The sequence below is a fragment of the Pseudomonas sp. TH06 genome (assembly GCF_016651305.1).
Classification (GTDB): domain Bacteria; phylum Pseudomonadota; class Gammaproteobacteria; order Pseudomonadales; family Pseudomonadaceae; genus Aquipseudomonas.
Genome location: NZ_JAEKEC010000001.1, coordinates 4,702,023 through 4,722,869, shown reverse-complemented (window position 1 = coordinate 4,722,869; position 20,847 = coordinate 4,702,023). Strand labels below are relative to the sequence as shown.

18 protein-coding genes are annotated in these 20,847 nt (G+C 59.3%); 14 read left to right on the top strand and 4 right to left on the bottom strand.

Annotated features, from left to right (window positions below; genetic code table 11):
• The first annotated feature begins 5 nt into the window (after positions 1 to 5).
• The 12 genes from JFT86_RS21030 to JFT86_RS20975 all read left to right on the top strand — a co-directional run bounded on the left by JFT86_RS21030 (position 6) and on the right by JFT86_RS20975 (position 14,575).
• Positions 6 to 824 (top strand): class II aldolase/adducin family protein, encoded by an 819-nt coding sequence (locus JFT86_RS21030; RefSeq protein WP_201238160.1) that lies wholly within the window; start codon positions 6 to 8, stop codon positions 822 to 824.
• Positions 825 to 835: 11 nt separating this feature from the next.
• The gene (locus JFT86_RS21025; RefSeq protein ID WP_201238159.1) at positions 836 to 1,804 is read left to right on the top strand and encodes an ABC transporter substrate-binding protein; all 969 of its coding nucleotides are present in this window, start codon (positions 836 to 838) and stop codon (positions 1,802 to 1,804) included.
• A 41-nt stretch (positions 1,805 to 1,845) separates the two neighbouring features.
• Entirely contained in the window at positions 1,846 to 3,045 is a 1,200-nt protein-coding gene (locus tag JFT86_RS21020; RefSeq protein WP_201238158.1) for a dipeptidase, read from the top strand.
• A gap of 211 nt (positions 3,046 to 3,256) precedes the next feature.
• Entirely contained in the window at positions 3,257 to 4,834 is a 1,578-nt protein-coding gene (locus tag JFT86_RS21015) for an FAD-dependent oxidoreductase (protein WP_201238157.1), read from the top strand.
• Positions 4,835 to 4,925: 91 nt separating this feature from the next.
• Positions 4,926 to 5,423: a RidA family protein gene (locus JFT86_RS21010; RefSeq protein ID WP_201238156.1), complete on the top strand. Its 498-nt coding sequence runs from the start codon at positions 4,926 to 4,928 to the stop codon at positions 5,421 to 5,423.
• Between the two features lie 25 nt (positions 5,424 to 5,448).
• Positions 5,449 to 7,917 (top strand): TonB-dependent receptor, encoded by a 2,469-nt coding sequence (locus JFT86_RS21005; RefSeq protein WP_201238155.1) that lies wholly within the window; start codon positions 5,449 to 5,451, stop codon positions 7,915 to 7,917.
• 3 nt (positions 7,918 to 7,920) lie between these two features.
• The gene (locus JFT86_RS21000) at positions 7,921 to 8,967 is read left to right on the top strand and encodes an aliphatic sulfonate ABC transporter substrate-binding protein (RefSeq protein WP_201238154.1); all 1,047 of its coding nucleotides are present in this window, start codon (positions 7,921 to 7,923) and stop codon (positions 8,965 to 8,967) included.
• A gap of 271 nt (positions 8,968 to 9,238) precedes the next feature.
• Positions 9,239 to 10,015 carry a 2OG-Fe(II) oxygenase gene (locus JFT86_RS20995; protein ID WP_201238153.1) on the top strand — a complete coding sequence of 259 codons (777 nt, stop codon included), beginning with the start codon at positions 9,239 to 9,241 and terminating at the stop codon, positions 10,013 to 10,015.
• A gap of 3 nt (positions 10,016 to 10,018) precedes the next feature.
• Positions 10,019 to 10,768, top strand: coding sequence for a tRNA-dependent cyclodipeptide synthase (locus JFT86_RS20990; protein ID WP_201238152.1), 750 nt, complete (start codon positions 10,019 to 10,021; stop codon positions 10,766 to 10,768).
• Positions 10,769 to 10,846: 78 nt separating this feature from the next.
• A complete protein-coding gene (locus tag JFT86_RS20985) occupies positions 10,847 to 12,274 on the top strand; it encodes an MFS transporter (RefSeq protein WP_242489505.1) in 1,428 nt (475 codons plus the stop codon).
• A complete protein-coding gene (locus JFT86_RS20980) occupies positions 12,267 to 13,619 on the top strand; it encodes an LLM class flavin-dependent oxidoreductase (protein ID WP_347340317.1) in 1,353 nt (450 codons plus the stop codon). The genes JFT86_RS20985 and JFT86_RS20980 overlap by 8 nt, the downstream gene beginning before the upstream one ends.
• A gap of 440 nt (positions 13,620 to 14,059) precedes the next feature.
• Positions 14,060 to 14,575 (top strand): cupin domain-containing protein, encoded by a 516-nt coding sequence (locus tag JFT86_RS20975; RefSeq protein ID WP_201233406.1) that lies wholly within the window; start codon positions 14,060 to 14,062, stop codon positions 14,573 to 14,575.
• A gap of 174 nt (positions 14,576 to 14,749) precedes the next feature.
• Here the strand turns inward: JFT86_RS20975 and JFT86_RS20970 are convergent, their stop codons facing one another.
• From JFT86_RS20970 to JFT86_RS20955, 4 genes are all read right to left on the bottom strand, one after another.
• A complete protein-coding gene (locus JFT86_RS20970; RefSeq protein ID WP_201238150.1) occupies positions 14,750 to 15,361 on the bottom strand; it encodes a dTMP kinase in 612 nt (203 codons plus the stop codon).
• A 246-nt stretch (positions 15,362 to 15,607) separates the two neighbouring features.
• Positions 15,608 to 17,050: an MFS transporter gene (locus JFT86_RS20965; RefSeq protein ID WP_201238149.1), complete on the bottom strand. Its 1,443-nt coding sequence runs from the start codon at positions 17,048 to 17,050 to the stop codon at positions 15,608 to 15,610.
• A gap of 55 nt (positions 17,051 to 17,105) precedes the next feature.
• On the bottom strand, positions 17,106 to 17,921 hold the full coding sequence (aroE, locus tag JFT86_RS20960; protein ID WP_201238148.1) for a shikimate dehydrogenase: 816 nt from the start codon (positions 17,919 to 17,921) through the stop codon (positions 17,106 to 17,108).
• Positions 17,922 to 17,941: 20 nt separating this feature from the next.
• Positions 17,942 to 18,706 carry an SDR family oxidoreductase gene (locus tag JFT86_RS20955; protein ID WP_201238147.1) on the bottom strand — a complete coding sequence of 255 codons (765 nt, stop codon included), beginning with the start codon at positions 18,704 to 18,706 and terminating at the stop codon, positions 17,942 to 17,944.
• A gap of 136 nt (positions 18,707 to 18,842) precedes the next feature.
• Here JFT86_RS20955 and JFT86_RS20950 point away from each other — a divergent pair, with 136 nt between their 5' ends.
• Complete coding sequence (locus tag JFT86_RS20950; protein WP_201238146.1) at positions 18,843 to 19,742, top strand: LysR family transcriptional regulator; 900 nt, start codon at positions 18,843 to 18,845, stop codon at positions 19,740 to 19,742.
• A gap of 125 nt (positions 19,743 to 19,867) precedes the next feature.
• On the top strand, positions 19,868 to 20,845 hold the full coding sequence (locus JFT86_RS20945) for a response regulator (protein WP_201233403.1): 978 nt from the start codon (positions 19,868 to 19,870) through the stop codon (positions 20,843 to 20,845).
• Positions 20,846 to 20,847: the final 2 nt, after the last annotated feature.

Genomic DNA, 20,847 nt, shown 5'->3' with positions numbered 1-20,847 from the left:
CAGCCATGAGCACAGCCAACGCAATTCACCGGCCGGGGGTGTACGACTTGCCGCGCGACGGCCACACCGTGTTTCGCTGGGAGCATCCGCCGCAGCACGAGAGCGTTGCGCAGGAACGCTTGCAGCGCAAACAGAGCCTCGCAATCGCGTTCAGGGTGTTTGCCCTGCAAGGGTTCGATATGGGCGGCGCCGGGCACATCACGGTGCGCGACCCAGGGCGGCCGGATCACTTTTGGGTCAACCCGGTGGGCGTGTATTTCGGTCATTTGCGGGTGTCGGATCTGTTGCTGGTCAACCCTGACGGCGAAATCCTCGAAGGCGAGGGCGCGTTGAACCTGGCCGCGTTCGCCATCCATGCCGCGCTGCATGAAGCCCGCCCGCAGGTGATCGCCGCGGCGCATGCACATTCGCTGTACGGCAAGGCCTGGTCGAGTCTGGGACGCTTGCTGGACCCGCTGACCCAGGACGCCTGTGCCTTTTATGAAAAGCACGCACTGTTCGACAATTTTTCCGGGGTGGTGCTGGACACCAGCGAGGGCGCGCGCATCGCCCAGACCCTTGGCGAACACAACGCGTTGATCCTGCAAAATCATGGCCTGCTAACCGTTGGCCAAACCGTCGAAGCGGCCGTCTGGCGTTTTATCGCGATGGACAACGCCGCACGCACGCAACTGCTCGCCGAAGCGGCGGGTTCACCACGGCTTATCCCGCATGACGTTGCACGACACACGGCCAGGCAGGTCGGTACTGAATTTGGCGGCTGGTTCAGCTTCCAGCCGTTTCGCGAACGGATTTTGCGCGCAGAACCGGATGTTCTGACTTAAGGAGTTGCACCATGCACCGTCGACGTTTTCTCGAACTTTCGGCGCTGGCCGGCCTCGGCGCATTCAGCGTCGGCCTGCCACGCTTCGGCCTGGCCGCCAACGACTTGCGTGGGGTCACGCTGAACGTGGCGACCTACAAAGGCGCGGCTCCGACATTCTTCGCCGAAGCGGGAATCGAGCCTGCGCCTTACACCGTCAAATACGCCGAGTTCACGGGCGGCAACCTGAGTTTTGAGGCCTTGGTCAGCGGCACCCTGGACATCTCGCCAATGAGTGAGATACCGCCGATATTCGGGATCAAGAATCACGCCCCGGTGAAGCTCATTGCGGTGTTGACCGGTGACGTCAACAACCAGGCGTTCATCGTGCCCAAAGGCTCTGACGTGCAGTCGATCGCGCAACTCAAGGGCAAGCGAATCGGCTACATCCGCTCGACCAGTTCACACTATTTTTTGCTTAAAGCGCTGAAGGAACAGGGCCTGACGTTCAATGACATCGTGCCCATGGCGCTGACACCGCAAGACGGTTTTGCCGCGTTTCAGAACGGCGCGCTGGATGCCTGGGTCAGTTTTGGCTACTTCATTCAGCTCGCCGAGCAACGCACCGGGGCCCGTGTCTTGAAAACCGGTCAGGGGTATCTGTCCGGTAATTACGTGATCGCCGCCAATCAAAACAGCATCGCTGACCCGCTCAAACATCAGGCGATTACCGATTACATCCTGCGCGAGTACCGTGCCTGGCAATGGATTGCAGCGCATCCCGAAGAGTGGGCAACCAAGAGTGCGAAGATCCTTGGCATGCCACGGGAAGTGTTCCTGGCCCAGTACCGTGCCCAGAGTGGTCCGCGTCTGCTGCAACCGGTGGACGATGCAGCGGTGAAATCCCAGCAGGATGTCGCCGATCTGTTTTTCGAGGCTGGGGTGTTGCCGCAGCAGCTCGACGTGTCCGGTTTGTGGGACCACAGTTTTCACTGGAGCTGAACCGGCATTTCCACATCCGACACTTGCCAGGGAGGGCATACATGCTCACTTCTTTTGCGCGCTGCTGCGCAGTGCTGTTGTGCTTGATCAGCGCTTTCACCGACGCCGGGGAAACCGTCACGCAACTTCACCAGCGCCTCACCGTCCTCGACAGCCACCTCGACACTCCGATGCAACTGGCGCGTCCCGATTGGGACATCACCCAGCGGCACAGCTTTGGCACCGACCTGTCCCAGGTGGACTTGCCGCGCATGAAGGAAGGCGGGCTGGACGGTGGTTTCTGGGCGATATTCACCCCGCAGGGTCCGCTGACCGCCGAAGGCCGGACACTGGCCAGCGAACATGGCCTGGCGGTGATCACTCGCATTCGCGACATGGTTGCGGCGCATCCCAAGGATTTTGCCTTGGCGTTGCGCGCCGAAGACGTACCGGCCATTGTCGCGCGCCAGCAGCGGGTGGTGTTTATCAGCATGGAAAATGCCGAGCCGCTGGCGGCTGATCCGCAACGATTGCAGACCTATTACCGACTGGGGTTGCGCATGCTCGGGCTGGTGCATGCGGCCAACAACGATTTCGCCGATTCAGCCACCGCGTTGCCGCAATGGCACGGCTTGAGCCCGGCCGGTCGAGCGCTGGTGGTGGAGGCCAACCGGCAGGGGATTTTGCTCGATGTCTCGCACGCCTCGGATCAGGTGTTCGATCAAGTGCTGGAGCTGTCCAGTGCCCCGATCATTGCTTCGCACAGCAGCAGTCGGGCGATCACGGCGCATCCACGCAACCTCGACGACCAGCGCTTGCGCCGGTTGGCGGCGAAGGGCGGCGTGGTGCAGGTCAACAGCTTTCCCAGTGATTTGATCAACCGCGAGCCCAGCCCCGAGCGCGACAAGGCGCTGGGCCCGCTGTACCGCGAGTTTCGCCTGGCGGCGAGCCTGAGCCCGGCGGAGGTGGCGGACCTTGCAGCGCGTATCCACGCGGTTGAAAATCGCTACCCGCAGCCGCAAGCGAACCTGGATGATTTCATCAAGCACCTGCTGCACATTCTCCAAGTCGTCGGCGCGGATCACGTCGGGATCGGTGCTGACTGGGACGGTGGCGGCGGGGTGCAAGGCTTGAGTGATGTGTCGCAGTTGCCGCGGATTACCGAGCGCTTGCTGGCGGCGGGTTACACCGAAAGTGATGTGGCGAAGATCTGGGGCGGAAATTTGCTGCGGGTGCTGAGCGAGGCGCAGCGCGTACATTGATCGGCTTGGCTCGACTGACGATGTGACTATGCAATCGCCGCAGAATCACCTCTGGCGAATATGATACAAATTAATATTTGCATATGCTTAAAATGTATTTCTCTTATTAAAGAGCGCCCCCTAGGATGGCTTCGCATAGACCCAAGTGACTGAACAAGTCTCTGGGCTATAACCGAATGCACTATCTATCCGCCAGGCAGGGAGCGCTTGAATGCCGTTGACCAGAAGACAATTGATCGCCCGCGTGGCCGCCGTCGGCGGTCTTCAGGCGGCCTCCGCGGTGATGGGCATGCTCGGTGTGACCGACACGGCGCAGGCCGCTGCGGAGAACTATGCCGCGTTGCCCACCGCCCGTGTGGGGCACGGTGCCAGCGTGGTGGTGATCGGTGCCGGCATCGGTGGTCTGGTCAGCGCCTATGAACTGCAAAAGGCCGGTTTCAACGTCACGCTGCTGGAGGCCCGAGATCGGGTCGGCGGGCGCAACTGGACGGTACGCGGGGGTGATCGTGTCGAGTACACCGACGGCAGCGTGCAGGTCGCGGATTTCGACAATGGTTTCTACCTCAACGCCGGCCCCGGCCGTCTGCCTAGCCATCACCAGTTGATGCTCGGCTATTGCCGCGAGCTCGGGGTAGAGCTGGAAGTGTTGGTCAACACCAGTCGCAACGCACTGGTGCGGCCCGACCTGAATCAACCGGCGATCCAGATTCGCCAGGCCGTGAACGACAGCCGTGGGCACTTCTCCGAGCTGCTGGCTAAAGCGGTCAATCGCCACGCGCTGGATCAGGAACTCAGCCTCGAAGACCGCAGCAACCTGCTGAGTTTCCTCAAGACCTGGGGTGACCTCTCGGACAAACTCGAGTACGTCGGTTCTGCTCGCTCCGGGTACAAGGTATGGCCGGGCGCCGGTGATCAACTCGCACAGAAAAAAGATCCGCTGCCGTTGCAGACTTTGCTCAACCCGGCGTTGACCACGGCGTTGATGATTGATGAGTACCCGGAATTTTCGCCGACCATGTTTCAGCCAGTGGGCGGTATGGACCGTATTCCCAAGGCATTCGCCCGGCACCTGAAAGCAGCGCTGCGCCTGAACGCCGAAGTGCGCTCGATCACGAATCATCCGGATTTCGTCGAGGTCGCTTATCTGGACCGACGCAGTGGCCACGAACAAAAAATTCGCGCTGATTACCTGATCAGCGCGTTGCCGCTGCCACTGCTGGCGAAGATCGACAGCAACCTCGCTGCACCGGTCCGCCAAGCCATCGCCACCGTGCAGTTCGGCTACGCGAACAAGGTCGCCTGGCAGTCGCGGCGCTTCTGGGAAAGCGACTATCAGATTTACGGCGGTCTATCGTTTATCAATCAAGAAGCGTCGGGGCTGTGGTATCCCAGCGGGGGTTTCAACCAAGCGCAAGGGGTGTTGGTGGCGGCTTACAACAATGGCGAAACGGCGCGCAAGTTCGGCGAGAAAAGCCTCGATCAGCAGATCGCGATTTCCCGTCAGGCCGTTGAATTGCTGCACCCCGGCCACGGCCATGAATTGCGCAAACCCCTGGCTATTGCCTGGGCGAAAATTCCGTACAACCTCGGTCCGTGGATCAATCACGAAGTGGCCGAACCCGATTACAGCTTGCTCAACCAGCCGCAGGGTCGGGTGTACCTGACCAGTGACGGCCTGGCGCACAGCGGCGTGGGGATCTGGCAGGAAGCGGCGGCCGGCGCGGCGCGGCGTGTAGTGCGCAATCTTTTCGAGCGGGCGCAAAGCTCGCCTATCAAGCAAACGGCCTGAAAAAGCCGCGCTTTCATTCAAACAGCCACACACGATTTGCCAGGTAGCGGACCTCCGAGGCTGGCATTAAATAACCTTGGAGTGTCTTTGCATGTCTTTGAAAAAAACCTTGTTGGGGATGGGGATCCTCTTCGCGGCCGGCAACACCCTGGCCGCTTCGATTTCGCGGGTGCCGTCGACGTACCCCAACTCGCCGATTCTGCAATCAGTGACCCTCGCTGCGAATACCGAGGTCACGTATCTCTCGGGCCTGCTGCCCGATCCGGTCGATCCCAAAGCGCCGAAAGATCAGGTACATGCCGTCGGCAATACCGAAGCGCAGACCCGCGTGGTGCTGCGCAAGGTCGAGAGCATTCTGGCGAGCCAGGGTTTGAAACTGGCCGACGTGGTGCAACTGCGGATCTATCTGGTGGGCGACCCGGCGTTAGGCGGCAAGCTGGATTTCGACGGGCTGCAAGTGGCTTTCCGCGAGTTTTTCGGTAGCGAACAACAGCCGCTGAAACCCGCGCGAACCACCGTGCAAGTGGCCGGGCTGGTGTTGCCCGGTGCCTTGATCGAAGTCGAAACCGTTGCCGCCAGGTCGCAATGAGCGCCGTCAGAAAAGGATCTTTGTCATGCGTTCAATTTTGCATAAAACCCTGTTCGGTGCTGCGCCCCTGAGCTTCGGCCTGCTCGGCATGGCAGTGCCCCCCGAGCTGTTCGCCGCCGATGAAACCCTGGGCACCGTGGTGGTCACCGGGGTCCGCGGCAGTCAGCCGCGCACCGTCACCAACAGCCCGGCGCCGATCGATGTGATCGACAGCGAACAACTGCGCACCATCGGCCAGAATGGTCTGAAAGAAATGCTCGGGCGCCTGCTGCCCTCGTTCAACGTACCGACCATCAACGGCGGCGGTACTGCGTTCCTGGTGCGCGGGGTGAGCATGCGTGGCCTCAGCGGTGATCAGGTGCTGGTGCTGATCAATGGCAAGCGTCGCCACAACTCGGCACTGATCAACAACGGCGCCCGCGTCGGCAACGCCTCGGTGCCAGTTGATTTGGACCTGATTCCCACGGCGTCCATCGAGCGCATTGAAGTGCTGCGTGACGGCGCAGCGGCGCAGTACGGCTCCGATGCCATTGCCGGGGTGATCAACATCATCCTCAAGCGCAATGCCGAAGGCCTGACGTCCGACACCAGCGTCGGCCAGTACTACGACGGCGATGGCACCACCGGCCATGAAGCGTTCAACTGGGGCTCGGCACTCGGCGAAAACGGCGGCTTTTTCAACCTGTCGTGGGACGGCAAACTGCAAGAGCCTTACGAGCGCTCCAGCGCTGCCACCGGCCAGTTGTATTTCAATCAGCCCAACGGCACGCCCGACCCGCGGGAAAGCAATCGCCAAGGCTGGGGCACCGAGTACGGGCTTGGCCGCGATCGCACCACCAGCGTCGCCTATAACGCTGAGTTGCCGTTGCAGGACGATCTGAAGCTGTATTCGTTTTCGACCCTGAGCTACCGCAACAGCAACAAGGACCTGGGGCACCGCAAACCCACCGACATCACCAGCCTCAACGGTGTGCCGGATGCGCCGTACCCCAATGGCGGGCAGGCACGACGGGAGATCCATGAGGTGGACTTTCAGGTGGCCGGTGGCGCCAAGGGCGCGCTGGGCAACTGGGATTGGGATCTGTCGAGTACCTACGGCAAGGATCGTGCGGTGCTCGATACCGACAACAACCTGAACATTTCCAACGGCCCTTACGGCCAGCACGACTTCCACCTGGGCAATCTGATTTTCGATCAGTGGACCAACAACCTCGACTTCACCCAAGCGCTGGATATCGGCTGGAGCAGCCCGCTGGAGACCTCGTTCGGCGTCGAATATCGATGGGAGAAGTACGCGCTGGAGGAGGGCGAACCGAACGCCTACAACTACGGCAGTTATGTGCCGGCAGTCGGGCGATTCGCCGGCGTGCGTCCGGACCCGGGCCTGTTTTCGGTGAACGGCACAACACCGGATGACGCCTATGACTTGCAGCGTCACAGCGAAGCGGCCTATCTGGACTTCGGTCTGAACATCACGCCCAACTGGTACGTTGGCGCGGCCGGGCGTTATGAAAAGTACAACCTTGGCGTGGGCGACACCACCAGCGGCAAGCTGACCACGCGTTACGAGTTCTTACCGGGCTATGCAGTGCGGGCCGCAGTCAGCAATGGCTTCCGCGCACCGTCGCTGGCACAAAGTGTGTTCTCAACCACCAGCACCGTGACCCAGTTCGGCGCCAACGGCACCACCAGCTCAGTGCGCACCAAGCAAATGCGTCCGGATTCGGCCGAAGCGATTGCCTTGGGCGCCAAAGACCTGGAACCGGAAACCTCGCGTAACTACAGCCTGGGCTTTACGGCGGAGCCTGCCGAACGCCTGCGTTTTACCGCTGACTTTTACCTGATCGACATCGACAAACGCATTCTGCAGACCGGTTTGCTGCAAGGAGCCGCCGTCTCGCAGATCCTCGTCGAAAACGGACTGGCACCGAACCTCGCCGGCCAGTATTACACCAACGCCGCCGACACCCGCACCAAAGGCGTGGACCTGGTGGCCGATTACAGCCAGTCGTTTGGTGAGTACGGCACGGCGAAATGGAGCATCGCCTACAACCACAACAAAACCACGATCCGTGACCTGGCCGATACCCCGGCAGCCCTGTCGCGGCTGGGTTCCAGCTACCTGTTGTTCGACCGCCAGCAACAGATCGATCTGACCAAGTCGACGCCCAAAGACAAGTGGATTCTGTCGACCAACTACAAGGTCGGCGACTGGACCACCAACCTGCAATTGACGCGGTTCGGCGAGTACACCGAAGGCTCGAACATCCCGGCCAACGATCGTACTTACAGCGCCAAGTGGATCACCGATATCGACGTGGCCTACGACGTCACCAAGAACCTCACCGTGGCATTGGGTGCCAACAACCTGTTCGATGAATACCCGGACAAGATCGGCCTCAAGGCCTGGGCCGGCACCTACGAATACGGGATGTTCTCGCCGTACGGTCTGGGCGGCGGGTATTACTACAGCCGCGTCAGCCTGGCGTTCTGACCGATGAGCCAATGCACATCCGCTGGCAACGACCGTGTCACCGACGATGTTGGCGGCGCCAGCCAAATCCGTCGACGCCGGCTTGCGGGAGATAAGGCCCGTAACGCGGTTGCAAAACTTGGCGGGCTGTTGACGCTGGTGCTCATGATTTCGGGCTTGAGCACTCCGGTCGTGGCCGACGACACCTTGCGTGTGTCCAGCCAAAAGCAGTCGCTGAAAATCTTGCTGCAAGCGGCCGGTGAGCTGGAGAATCTGCCTTACCCGATCGAGTTCGCCTCGTTCGCCGCCGCCGCGCCCACCGCCGAAGCATTGGCGGCCGGCGCAGTGGACTTCGGCAGCCTCGGGGACGCGCCGTTCGTGTTTGCGGCGGCGGCCGGAGCGCCGATCAAAACGGTCGGAGTGATCAAGGTCAACGTGACGCAAACCGCGGTGGCGATTGTGGTCAATCAGAACTCGCCGCTGATAGACGCCGCGAGCCTGAAGGGCCAGCGCATTACCACCACCCGAGGCTCCATCGGGCATTTCATGGCACTGGCGGCGCTGCGTTCGGCGGGGCTGCACGGCCGTGATGCGCAGTTCATTTTTTTACAACCCGGCGAGTCCCGCAGCTTGCTGGCCAACGGTCAGGCAGACGCCTGGTCGACCTGGGATCCTTACACCAGCATGGTGCAAATGGAAGGCGGCACACGGGTGCTGGTCAGTGGCGAAGGGCTGTTTGCCGGGCACATGTTGTTGGTCGCCAATGACAACGCCATCCGTGACAAATCCCTGCAAATTCGTGACCTGCTCAAACGGCTTGATCGCGCCTATGCCTGGGCTAACCAGCATCAGGAGGCGTTCTCGAAAATCCAGGCGGGCTACAGCGGTTTGCCGGTGGAAATCCACGAACGCTCCAATCGCTTCGCCGTACCGCACCGTATTCCGGTTGCGCCAGCGGTCGTTGAAGACGTGCAACACACCGCCGATCTTTATCGAGAGGAGGGCATTATCCAGAACTCATTTAATGCGCCGGCTTACTTTGATGAGCAATTTAACGACGTGACAAATTGATGACTGTTTGAAGGAGGGTGATCAATTAGAGAGCTCGAACAATGTGCGTTACTTAGTTTAATTATCAGTATTTTTAATAATCTTTGACACGTTCTGTCAATGGTCTGTGCAAGGTTCTATTTGCCTGATTTTTGATACATTTTTTAGTTGGGTAGTTAGAGATAAACGATATTTCACAAGACTCAGGTAATTTCCTAAAGTTGCCCTGAAACAATTTGAAAGATTTACCCGGTCTGTCCCGTCGTTACTTCCAGGGAATGAGGAAGCTTGAATGTTTACAGTCATTACTGCCGACCAACTTGAAGCACGGCATATTCTTGATGTCGTGGAAAAACGCTCTTATGGCGTGCAACTAAAAGGCTTTTGTCCACCGGACACCTTGCAGGTCGCACGCGATCATTTATTCCGCCCCGAATTACGCAGCGCCTTTACCGAGCAGCAGGAATTTGTCCGGATCGGCAAGGCCTACATCGAAATCCAGGATGAGCAGAGCCGTGCCGACTATCACGCTCAGGCCCACGCCAACATCCGCCGGATTCGCAACTTGTTCCGGCCACTGGCTTCACCGATCGACGAACTGCGTTTGCTGCTCGATGAAGTCTGGCCCCACGGAGCGCACCTGCTGCAAGTGGATGGGCAAAAATGCTTCGTCGGCATCGCCCGCTTCCAGGGCAGCGGCGTCGACCTGACGCCACACACTGACAATCTGGAACGCAATGCCCCTCAAGGGCACCACCCGAAATTACTCACGCAGTTATCGACCAACATCTATCTGGAAATCCCCGAGGACGGTGGCGAACTCGAGATCTGGGGCATCGAGCCGGACGAGGAGCAATACCAGCGCCTGCGTGGCGACCGCGCCTATGGCATCGAGCGGCATTTGCTACCGCCACCGGACTTTGTGATCAAGCCCGAGCCTGGCGACCTGATCCTGCTCAACCCGCGGCTGATCCATGCGGTGCGCCCTTCAGCGAGCAGCACCCGCGTGACACTCGGCGTCTTTATCGGTTTTTACGGCGAACACCAGCCTTTGGCCTACTGGAGCTAACTCATGAGCAACGCACAGGAAATCAACCTCAAGGCCTATTTCAACAAGGGTGGCGAAGAGCACGAATTTGAAGGTAAGCGGGTGGTGTTGGCGGTCAGCGTTGGCCAGGAGTATCACGAGGACCAAAAGCTGCGCTCGACCATCCACCTGATCAATCAGTCGGGCTTCAGCCACGTCAAAGTCGTGGTCGCCGACACCTTGCAGCGCCATAACAAGCACGGCAAATCCCCCGGCGAAGCGTTGTCGGCATCCATCCGCGACGGCGATGCCTGGCTGGCACGCAATCAGCAGATTCTCGACGGTTTGCGCGTGCCCTATCACATCACCCGCTGGAACCAGGAACTGGCAAGCGACCAATACGCGGAACTGCGCCAGCAACTCAATGTGATCTACCACGAGCGTCATGAGTTGCGCGAAGCGATCGAAAGCACCATCGCGGTGTTTACCGACCGTTTGCGATTGCGTGACGAACACGCCGACATCACGCGTGCCGCCAACCAGTGCCGCGAATACATCCTCGAAGAAATCCCGATCATTTTGCCGCTATGGGCCGCCGAGGGTTACGACTACGTGCTGTATCCGCAGCAGATGACCGCCGCGATGGCCACCAGCCGTGATCTGCTGATCGAGCCTCACAGCCCGGACCGGGTGCGCTGGTTGCCGTTGAAATTCAAGAAACGCGGGATCCCGATTCCCTTCACGCTGCCTGGGGCAATTCACCCGAACTGGTCGAGTGGTGCGATCGCGATTTGAAAAAAACGGCGGAGCGAGCGCTCCTGCCGTAGTGCATCACCGTAACGCTGTTTTTATTCAATTGAACAAGGAGTTTCCATGAGCGTTTTTGCGCAACAGCAACGCAAGTGGTGGGCATTGCTCGGAGTGAGCATTGCCAGTTTTCTGGGCTGCGTCGATTTCACCATCGTCAACACCGCACTGCCGGCGTTGCAGCAAGATCTGGGGACGGACGTCGACAGTTTGCAGTGGGTCATCAACGGTTTCATTCTGTCGCTGTCGAGTTTTATGGTGCTGGTCGGGCGGCTGGCGGATGTGCATGGGCGCAAACGCGTGCTGTTCATCGGCCTGAGTGTGTTTGGTCTGGCTTCGTTGGCGGCCGGCCTGGTCGGCAACATCGACCAGTTGATCGCCGCGCGAATCGTCCAAGGCCTTGCGTGCGCGGTGCTCTATACCGCGTCCGGCGCCATTGTTTCCAGCACATTCGACAGCGCCGAACAAGGCAAGGCGTTCGGTGTGCTGTTCGGCGTCAATGGCGTCGGGCTGGCCATCGGGCCGGTGTTGGGCGGAGTGATTACCAGCGCGTTCGGCTGGCAATGGATCTTCCTGGTCAACGTGCCGTTGGTGCTGCTCAGCCTGGCGATTTGCAGCGTCAGCGTCGATGAGTCCCGGGCTGAGCAGACAGGCGCCCGGCTTGATTGGCTGGGAGCGATTTTGCTGCTGGTTGGGCTGCCAAGCCTGGTGCTGGTGATCGTGCAAGGCGCAGCGTGGGGTTGGCGTTCGCCGTTTACGCTGGGCTTGATCAGTCTGGCGGTGCTGGCGCTCTGGGCGTTCATCGAGGTGGAAAAACGTGTCGCGGCGCCGATCATCGACTTGCGGTTATTCGCCAACCGGCGCTTCGTGGCCGCGGTGACCGCCAGTTTCGGCCTGGCGCTGTTTTACTGCGTGGCGTTTTTTGTCATGCCGCTTTACCTGGCGTTGATTCGCGGCGAAAACGTTCAGGCCAGCGGTCTGTTGCTGTTGCCGACCACACTTGGGGTCGCGGTATTGTCACCGCTTGTGGGGCGGTTGGTGGATCGCAAGGGGCCGGCGTTGCTGATCAAGACCGGGTTACTGCTGTTTGTGGTGTCGGCGTTGTTGCAGGCCGGTTTTGATCGCCAGACGTCTCTGGCCTATGTCCTGGCCGCGTTCGTGGTCATGGGCCTGGGTTGGGCGAGCATTCTCGGGCCATCGACGGTGTTGGGAATTTCTTCGGTGCCGCAGCAGGTCGGTTCGGTAGCCATGGGGTCGCTGATGACGTTGCACAACGTGGGTGGCGGTCTCGGGTTGGCGCTCGGCGTCGGGATCTATCATCATTTTTCCGCACTGCCGCTGGATGATGTGCAGGGCGCGTTCCTCAATGGCTATCGTGCGGTCATGGTGTTTCTGGCGGTGGCCAGCCTCAGTGTCTGGGCCTCGGTGGCCTGGTTGCTGCGCGGGGCAAAAACGGCGCAGGCACTCGCCGGAGAGGGGTCGGGTCGTGGCTGAACGTCCGGGGCAAATACGCCTTGGGGCCTTTCTGTCCGGCTCCGGCGCGCACGGTGGCAGTTGGCGTCACCCACAGGCGGATGCCGATGCTTCGCTGAATTTTCAGCGCTATCGGCACTACGCGCAAACGCTGGAACGAGGCTGCTTCGATGCGTTGTTTCTCAATGACAATGTTGCGGTGGGCAACCTCGATCCACGGGTGCTCAGCCGCACGTCTTACAGCTTGCGCTGGGACCCGTTGACGCTACTGCCGGCACTAGCGGTGTTGACGGAACACATCGGTTTGATCGCCACGGTCAATACGTCGTACAACGAGCCTTACAACGTTGCGCGCAAGTTCGCTTCACTCGATCACCTGAGCGGTGGTCGAGCCGGGTGGAACCTGGTAACCGGTTTGATTGGCGGCGAAAATTTCAATCATGCCCAGCCCTTGGCGCATGCTGATCGATACGTTCGGGCCGAAGAGTTTTTCGACGTGGTAACGGGACTCTGGGACAGCTGGGCCGATGATGCCTTTGTGCGAGACAAGGTCACAGGCACCTGGCTCGATACCGAGAAAATGCACGTGCTTGAGCATCACGGCCAACACTTCCAGGTTCGCGGTCCGTTGAACGCGCCGCGCCCCCTGCAAGGTTGGCCGTTGATCGCTCAGGCCGGCTCGTCTGGCCCGGGGCGAGAGTTGGCGGCGCGCAGCGCTGAACTGGTGTTCACCGCCCAGCAAACCCTGGAGGAGGGCAAAGCTTTTTACGCCGGCCTCAAGGAGCGTTTGCCGCACTACGGGCGAGACGTCGGGCAACTGAAGATCTTTCCGGGCATTGCGCCGAGCGTCGGCCGAACCCTCAACGAGGCCGAAGAAAAGTACCAGCTGTTGCAAGAACTACTCGACCCCGAAGTGATGCTCAAGGGCTTGTCCTGGCTGCTTGACCTTGGCATTGATCTGTCGGCCTTGCCATTGCACGCCGTGGTGCCGTTGCCGGAACATCTCGCGCCGACGCAAGGGCACCAGAGCCGGCAGCAACTGGTGGTCGATCTGATCCGTCGCGAGCGTCCGACAGTCGCGCAACTGCTGCGCAGCCTGTCGGCCAGTGGGCATAAGGTTCAGGTTGGCACGCCGGCGCAGATCGTCGACGAATTGGCCACCTGGTATGAAGAATATGCAGCGGATGGCTTCAATGTGCTGTTCACTCATCTGCCGGGTGCCGTCGATGATTTTGTTGATCTGGTGGTGCCTGAACTGCAACGGCGCGGGCTATTCCGCACGCAGTACGAAGGCCGCAGCCTGCGGGAAAACCTCGGGTTGCAAAGGGTGGAAAATCGCTTCTTCGGGAGCGGGAAGAATGGCTAAACCGGTAATGCCACTGAGCGATGGTTTGCCGCGCGACCTCGGTCAGTTATTCGTAGAGGGGCAGGGGGCAGGGGGCTTCATCCCCTCAACCAACGTGCCGATTTTCAACTGGGTGACGTAGTCAGGCCAATCTCGATGTCGCCAAGAGTCAACACTTCCCTTGAAGTTACCACTACCAGAAGGCTATTCAGGGCTCGCTCAGTGTTGAAGGCCGAATTGGCGGAAAAGCGTTGACAATGTGGCCAGAACGCTTGAATCCATGGTCGAGTAACAGCTTGTAGTATTGCTGTTTACTCTGACGATCAGCGATTATCGAATATCGAATATGCACCGGAAACCTCCGAAAAGGCCGGCACAGATTTGCTTTTCTATAACTCTACTAAATAGCCGTTTAGTCGAGCTAACACGAAATTAGAAGCATATTCGACGGAGAAGGCACCATGATTGAGTTTAGCGCCAAGGCTGAAGCCGTCATTGGAGCGTTGAATCTTGAACCTCACCTTGAAGGTGGTTATTTCCGTAGAACCTATCAGGCAGATCATCGCGACCCACTCGAAACCCCCAGCGGCCCACGGTATCTGATGACCTCGATTTACTATCTTCTGGATCGGCAATCACCGGTGGGCCAGTTTCATTTCAATCGATCCGACATCTTGCATTATTTCCACATAGGCGACGCCATTGAGTACAGCCTGATCCATGCGGATGGTTCGTTACAGACATTAGTGATGGGCAGCGACATTTTGGCAGGACAGCTTTTGCAATTACATGTACCGGGTGGAATCTGGAAAGCTTCACGGTTGCTCGACGGCGAGAACGGATTTGGGCTGATCAGCGAAGCCGTTTCGCCAGGATTTGATTTTGCCGATATGGAAATGGCTGATCGGCAGAAACTCACGCGGCAATTTCCACAGCATCGAACGCTGATTGAAAAGCTGACGCGTGGTGAGGGTTGAGCGGCATCGAAATCAAGGAAACGCCGTAGCTCGGATTCAGGTCGATTCTGTAGGTTGAAATCCACTAGGCAAACGGGCTAATCCAGAAACATATTGTTACGTGTAATGTATATTATGTTAAATCATGTATTACGCTACGCACGCTCATAGCAACGTCTGTCTCCACTCCGACAATCACCGCAGCACTTTATAGATCTCTCTGATCACCTGCGCGGTTGCCTCTTCGACGGTCCCTTCGTTGCGGCATAAAACCCAGCCGTGATCTGCAACCGCTTGCTCGAACTTCTCGGTACACGTTACGTGCTCCGCATACTTCTGGATCACAGTGCCGCCCAGTCCTCGCGATCGCGTCGTTGCCCGCGCCCATGAAATATCCGGCGCAGTGACAACGCCGACATGCAGGTCTGGCACTCGTACGTCTCGATCCATGTTCAACTGGAGAATCTCGGCAAACGGCACGGAATGGCGAAATGCGGCGTCAGACGGATACCAGCGATCGATCAGGATGATGCTGCCCGGCGGCTGCTCAGTCAGCACATGTCGGGAAATCCAGCTACGGCTTTCAGCAAAAGCCTGGCACACAGACCACTCAAGTTCCCTGGAAGGATTCTTGGCAAGGGCGTTAACCAGGGCCATGGTTTCACCCCTGTAGGGATCTCTTTTACGCTCGCAAAGTCGGATAACTTTTTGGTTATCGGCCCTCAGTGCTTTTGTAACGGCCTCCAACAGCGTGGTTTTACCGGTGCCCTTGGGCCCATCCAGAGAAACGAACATTGGACGATTCATTGTTCACATAACGGTAGATATACAGTTTATGGCTCTGCAGGTTCGCTGGAACCGCTTGGTGCAATTGCGCGAAAACAGACATGGATGAACACTCTAACCTCATTTTTGGAATTCCATCAGCACATCCACTTTCGGCTTACACTCCGTTCCCAAAGTGGCTTTACGCTGATAGGCGTTCGGATCCAGGCGCCCACCCTCCTCCAGTCAATCTCGACAACGTGTTGGCCAAGATGAGATCAGACCTGGTCACGCTATTCGCGTACGTTTACGACTTCCACGCTCAACAGGCAGCGCTGCGCCGGCACTGGCCATGTCCCAGGCATCACGCGGTTCGTCCAGATCACGATTGAGGGTTTCTGGCGTTTTGAATGTGCTGTAAAGAGTGATCAGTGTCAGCAGCGTCAGGTAGCAGGCAATCGGCAGCCAGGCACCGACACCGGCGTTGGCGTCGCCGTCGTGGCTCGCCACCACCAGGGCAATAATGCCGGCTCCAATCATTGGCGCAATGCCACCGGCGATCACTGCCGACGCTTCCCGGGCAATCGACACCCCCATATAGCGGTGGCGTGAGCCGAACAGCTCAGGCAACAGCGCCGCCTGAGTCCCGAACATTCCCCAGGTGCCGATACCCAGTGCGATCGAAATGGCAATGATGCTTGCCACGACGTTGCCGAGGCTGAGTACCCACCACACCGGGAACGCCAGTGCCAATTGCACCAGCGCGAAGGCCCGATAGACGATGACTCGACCAAACCGATCGCTGAGCTTGCCGGCAATCGGTACGGTCAGCGCGCCGAGGCTGGCCGCGCAGATAAGGGTCAGCACACCCACCGGCCCTTGCAGACCTACCACGCCAACGATGTAGCTCACCGCCAGAGCCTGGTAAATCGACGAACCACCGTTTTCCCCCAGGCGCAGTCCGATGCCGATCAACAAGGTCGGTCTGGAGTGTTTCATCGCGCTCTTCAGCGGGTTCTCGCATACGCGCTTGAGCGCTTTGAGGCGGATGAAGGTCGGCGATTCCTTGAGTGACAGACGCATGTACAGACCCAATGCAACGATCACCACGCTGCTGAAAAACGGCAAGCGCCACAGCCCGCTTTCGATCACATTGTCATTGCCGCTGACCACCAGGAAATACACCAACGCGGCGAGGATGGTGCCCAACTGGATGCCGAGGAAAGGCAGCGCAGCGTAGAAACCGCGCCGACCTTCAGGGGCGTATTCGGTCATCATCACCGCCGCTCCAGCCTGTTCGGCACCCGCGCCCAACCCTTGCATCAAACGCAGAATCACCAGCAGCACCGGTGCCAGATAGCCGACTTGATGAAAGCTTGGCAGCGCACCGATGAGCGTGCTGGAAATACCCATTAGCAGCACCGTCGACGCCAGCACGAACTTTCGGCCGACGCGATCACCGATCATGCCAAACAGGACCCCGCCCAGCGGCCGTATCGCGAAACCGAGAAAGTAGGTACCGAAACTGGCGATCAGGCTCATGGCGCGGGTCTGATCAGGAAAGAACAATGGCCCGAAGATCAGCGCCGAAGCCAGGGTATAAAGCGCAAAGTCGTAGTATTCCAGAGCACTGCCCAGGGAGCAGGCCCAAGCGGCGCGGTGCAAGTCTTTCTTGTGCACTTGCACCTCGGCGATCGAGGCGATGTCGGTTGCTGAATGATCGTGAATCATGGGGTACCTCCAGGTGCCTTTACGGCATCTTGTTATTGACTGGTCGGTGGATTACTTACAGTTTCAAGCGCTGTATTTCCTCGAGCATGGCCTGCTCCATAATGTCGATGGGCGCCTCTTTTCCGGTGTACAACTCGATTTGCCGACAGGCCTGGTGCACCAACATGCGGGTGCCGGGCACGGTACGGCACCCCAGTGTTTTGGCCTGCAACAGCAACGCGGTCTGCACCGGCATGAACGCCACATCCATGACGATCAGGTGACGGGCCAGTCGGCCGTCCAGCGGGTTGCTGTCCGGCTGCTTGAAGCCAACGGAAGTGGCATTGATGACGATATCGAAAGTCTCGGCCGTGAACACCTCGACGCTGCCGCCCCACCGCGCACCCAGATCCTCGGCGAGGACAGTGCCGCGTTCGATACTGCGGTTGAATACCGTGACCTCAGCCGTCGCTTGCAAGCAACCGTAAACCACCGCACGGGCAGCGCCGCCGGCACCGATCACGGCGATGCGCTTACCTTGCAGTTCGGTGACCTCCTCCAGTGCTCGTACCGCGCCCAGGTAGTCGGTGTTATAGCCGGTGAGTACGCCGTCGACATTGTTGATCGTGTTGACCGCGCCAATCACCTGGGCCGACTCATCGATGCTGTCCAGACACGGCATGACTGCCGTTTTGTAGGGCATCGAAACGTTCATGCCGCGCACGCCCAGAGCGCGAATGGCCGCCACCGCAGCCACAGGATCCTCGACGCCAAAACAGACAAAAGTGTAGTCAAGGCCAAGGGCGGCGTAAGCAGCATTGTGGATCTTTGCCGAGAGCGAAAACGGCGAGCCCATGATGGAGCCGCAGAGGGTTGGCAGGGATTGAGGCATCGTGGAGTCCTTTGCGAGAGTTAGACGACGCTGGTCAAGCCACCATCGACGAAAAGGGTCTGACCGTTAACGAAGTCGGACGCTGAGGAGGCGAGGAAAACCGCCGCGCCGCAGAGTTCGTCTACCCTGCCCCAGCGCCCGGCGGGCGTGCGCTGCATCAGCCAGTCAGAGAACACTGGATCATCAATCAGCGCCTGGTTCAGCTCGGTCTGGAAATAGCCGGGGGCCAGTGCGTTGATCTGCAGACCATGGCCGGCCCAATCGGCACACATGCCACGGGTGAGCATGCGCACGGCGCCCTTGCTGGCGGCGTAAGGCGCAATGGAGCGCCGGGCCAGCTCGCTTTGCACGGAGCCGATGTTGATGATCTTGCCGCGCCGGCGAGCGATCATGTGTCGGGCCACAGCCCTGGACACATTGAATACGCCATCGAGGTTGGTGCTCATCAGCCGGTGCCAATCTTCGGCACTGACATCCTCAAGTGCCTGACGATGCTGCAATCCGGCGTTGTTGATCAGTATGTCGATCGGGCCTGAGTGCTTTTCCAATTCATCGACCGCCGATGCGACGGCTTGGTGGTCGGTCACGTCGAACACCGCGTACTCAGCCTCAAGGCCTTCATCGCGCAACAACGCGCAGGTACTTTGGGCGCGTTTGGCATCGCGCCCATTAATCACCACTTGCGCGCCCGCTTGCGCCAGCCCTCGAGCCAGGGCCAGGCCAATGCCGCGTACCGAACCGGTGATCAGCGCCCTGCGCCCGTTCAGACGAAAACTGTCGATCATGCGGATTTCCCTACCATTCACGAGTTGACCATGGCCTCACTTTCAATCGCTATCGCCATGTCACGCCAATCGTTTATGGTGATGCTGTAATCACCAATCGTGATCACCAGAATCTGCATGAAATCGGAGCACAACAGTGGAACTCAAGCATCTGCGGGCTTTTGCGACCTTGGCTGAGGAGCTGCACTTTGGTCGTGCGGCCGCGCGTCTGCACATTGTCCAGCCCGCCTTGAGTGCGCAGATACGAGCTCTGGAGGACGATGTCGGCGCGCAGTTATTCGAGCGTGACCGGCACCGAGTCGAATTGACGGAGGAAGGAGCGCTGTTTCTGCCCGAGGCCCTGGCGACATTGCGTCAGGCGGGACGCGCCCTTGAGGTGTTACAGCAAGCGGCGGCCGGAGAAGTGGGCATATTGCGTCTGGCATTTGTCTCCTCAACGTTGTCGCACTTGTTGCCGTTGCTCGTGCGTACGCTGGAGGAGCGCTACCCGCGTATCGAACTGGAACTCAAGGACATGCCTTCGCTACCGCAGGCGCGGGCCTTGCTGGACAATGCCCTGGATTTTGGTCTGGTACGCCTGCCCTTGAATGTGTCTGGCGTGCACACCCGCATGCTTTTCGAAGAATCATTGGTGGTGGCGCTGCCGCCAGAACATCCGCTGTGCAGCCAACGTCGTGTCAAGCCTCAGGACCTGGCCGAACATCCGGTCATGGTACTGGCGCGCAAATTCGCCCCCGGTTTGTATGACCAGATGCTCGCAGGTTTTCACCGACGCAAAGTGACTTTAACGATCGCCCGGGAAATGGGCGAATTCACCACCCAGTTGGCGTTGGTGGCTGCCGGTCTGGGCATCGGCATTTTGCCAAGTGGCGCGGCATCGGCACTGCCGGTCGGTGTAGTGATTCGACCGCTGGCGCTGCCCATGAGTGGCGCGGGCATCGGTGTGGCTTGGCTCGGCCTGGAAAACCCACGCAAGCGCGCACTGATGACGGTGCTCAACGAACTTTATCCGCCGTCGAGTTCTCAGCTTACCTAGCGTTGCAGGTGAGGATCGAGTTTGAATCTTCACGATTACAACGACGACAATACAAGGCTCTGAGCAAGGATGCCTGACGGCAAATACGCTAGAATGCCGGCCTACCTCGCACAGGCGAATATCCCATGCACGCAGCGCGCCTCTCCAATTCCTATACCGTCCTGGCCATCGACGACGATCCGCAGTCGCTGATCGTACTGTCAAAGACGCTGACCACTGAATACGAAGTGCTGCTGGCCAAGAACAGCGAACGCGGTATCGAGCTGGCTCATAGTTCCAGGCCTGACCTGATCATTCTCGATATCACCATGCCAGGCATGGACGGTTTCCAGGTGCTCAGTGAGTTGAAAAACCATCCGGCCACGGCGACCATTCCGGTGATTTTCCTGACCTCGCGCAGCAGCATCGAGGACGAACGTCTTGGCTTGCTGCTGGGCGCTGCGGACTACATCGCCAAGCCGATCTCGCCGCCAGTCGTGTTGGCCCGGGTGGCGGCGCAATTGGGGTACCGGGACAAACCGCTGCATAGCCCGCAACCGGCCGCCGAGCCGTCAGCGGGCAGCAATATGCGTGACGGTTTTATCTGTGCACTGGCGCTGCAGCTGGCGCAAAACCCACACATTCGCCTGGATGCGCTCCTCGATACCCTGACAATCCTGCTCGACAACAGCGTCGTCGAAAGCGACCCGGCGGAGTTTCGCAGCGCTGCCTGCCTGGCGTTGGTCGGCCTCAATCAGCCGTATGCCAGTCTCTCCCAGGCGCTCGTCAACAGCCGGCTGCTGATTGAGGAAATACTCAACCATGTCGACCCGGAAGACCGTCTGCTCAACCTGGCCTGGAGCATCAGCCACGCCAGCGCTCTGCTCGATAGTCGGGCAAGCGCTAAAGATCTTGAGTCCACGCCACTGTCGACACGCCTGTTCACCCTGGCCCTGACCTATCACTTGGCGTTTCTGCAACCCGGCATCGATCTACCTCAACGGCATGCCCACGCCTTCAGACAGATGCTCGACCACCAGGAACTGATGTCATGCCTGCCCAGTGACCAGCAGGCACTGTCAGCAGCGATGCTCACCGCCTCCTCTAACTTTCCCGGCCTCTGAGC

Bases quoted from the DNA above. Each gene is read 5' to 3' on its own strand.
- JFT86_RS21025 (WP_201238159.1), top strand. From the start codon at position 836: ATGCACCGTCGACGTTTTCTCGAACTTTCGGCGCTGGCCGGCCTCGGC.
- aroE (WP_201238148.1), bottom strand. From the start codon at position 17,921: ATGCCTCAATCCCTGCCAACCCTCTGCGGCTCCATCATGGGCTCGCCG.
- JFT86_RS20995 (WP_201238153.1), top strand. From the start codon at position 9,239: ATGTTTACAGTCATTACTGCCGACCAACTTGAAGCACGGCATATTCTT.
- JFT86_RS21000 (WP_201238154.1), top strand. From the start codon at position 7,921: ATGAGCCAATGCACATCCGCTGGCAACGACCGTGTCACCGACGATGTT.
- JFT86_RS20975 (WP_201233406.1), top strand. From the start codon at position 14,060: ATGATTGAGTTTAGCGCCAAGGCTGAAGCCGTCATTGGAGCGTTGAAT.
- JFT86_RS20985 (WP_242489505.1), top strand. From the start codon at position 10,847: ATGAGCGTTTTTGCGCAACAGCAACGCAAGTGGTGGGCATTGCTCGGA.
- JFT86_RS21010 (WP_201238156.1), top strand. From the start codon at position 4,926: ATGTCTTTGAAAAAAACCTTGTTGGGGATGGGGATCCTCTTCGCGGCC.
- JFT86_RS21005 (WP_201238155.1), top strand. From the start codon at position 5,449: ATGCGTTCAATTTTGCATAAAACCCTGTTCGGTGCTGCGCCCCTGAGC.
- JFT86_RS20970 (WP_201238150.1), bottom strand. From the start codon at position 15,361: ATGAATCGTCCAATGTTCGTTTCTCTGGATGGGCCCAAGGGCACCGGT.
- JFT86_RS20990 (WP_201238152.1), top strand. From the start codon at position 10,019: ATGAGCAACGCACAGGAAATCAACCTCAAGGCCTATTTCAACAAGGGT.
- JFT86_RS20945 (WP_201233403.1), top strand. From the start codon at position 19,868: ATGCACGCAGCGCGCCTCTCCAATTCCTATACCGTCCTGGCCATCGAC.
- JFT86_RS21030 (WP_201238160.1), top strand. From the start codon at position 6: ATGAGCACAGCCAACGCAATTCACCGGCCGGGGGTGTACGACTTGCCG.
- JFT86_RS20965 (WP_201238149.1), bottom strand. From the start codon at position 17,050: ATGATTCACGATCATTCAGCAACCGACATCGCCTCGATCGCCGAGGTG.
- JFT86_RS21015 (WP_201238157.1), top strand. From the start codon at position 3,257: ATGCCGTTGACCAGAAGACAATTGATCGCCCGCGTGGCCGCCGTCGGC.
- JFT86_RS21020 (WP_201238158.1), top strand. From the start codon at position 1,846: ATGCTCACTTCTTTTGCGCGCTGCTGCGCAGTGCTGTTGTGCTTGATC.
- JFT86_RS20955 (WP_201238147.1), bottom strand. From the start codon at position 18,706: ATGATCGACAGTTTTCGTCTGAACGGGCGCAGGGCGCTGATCACCGGT.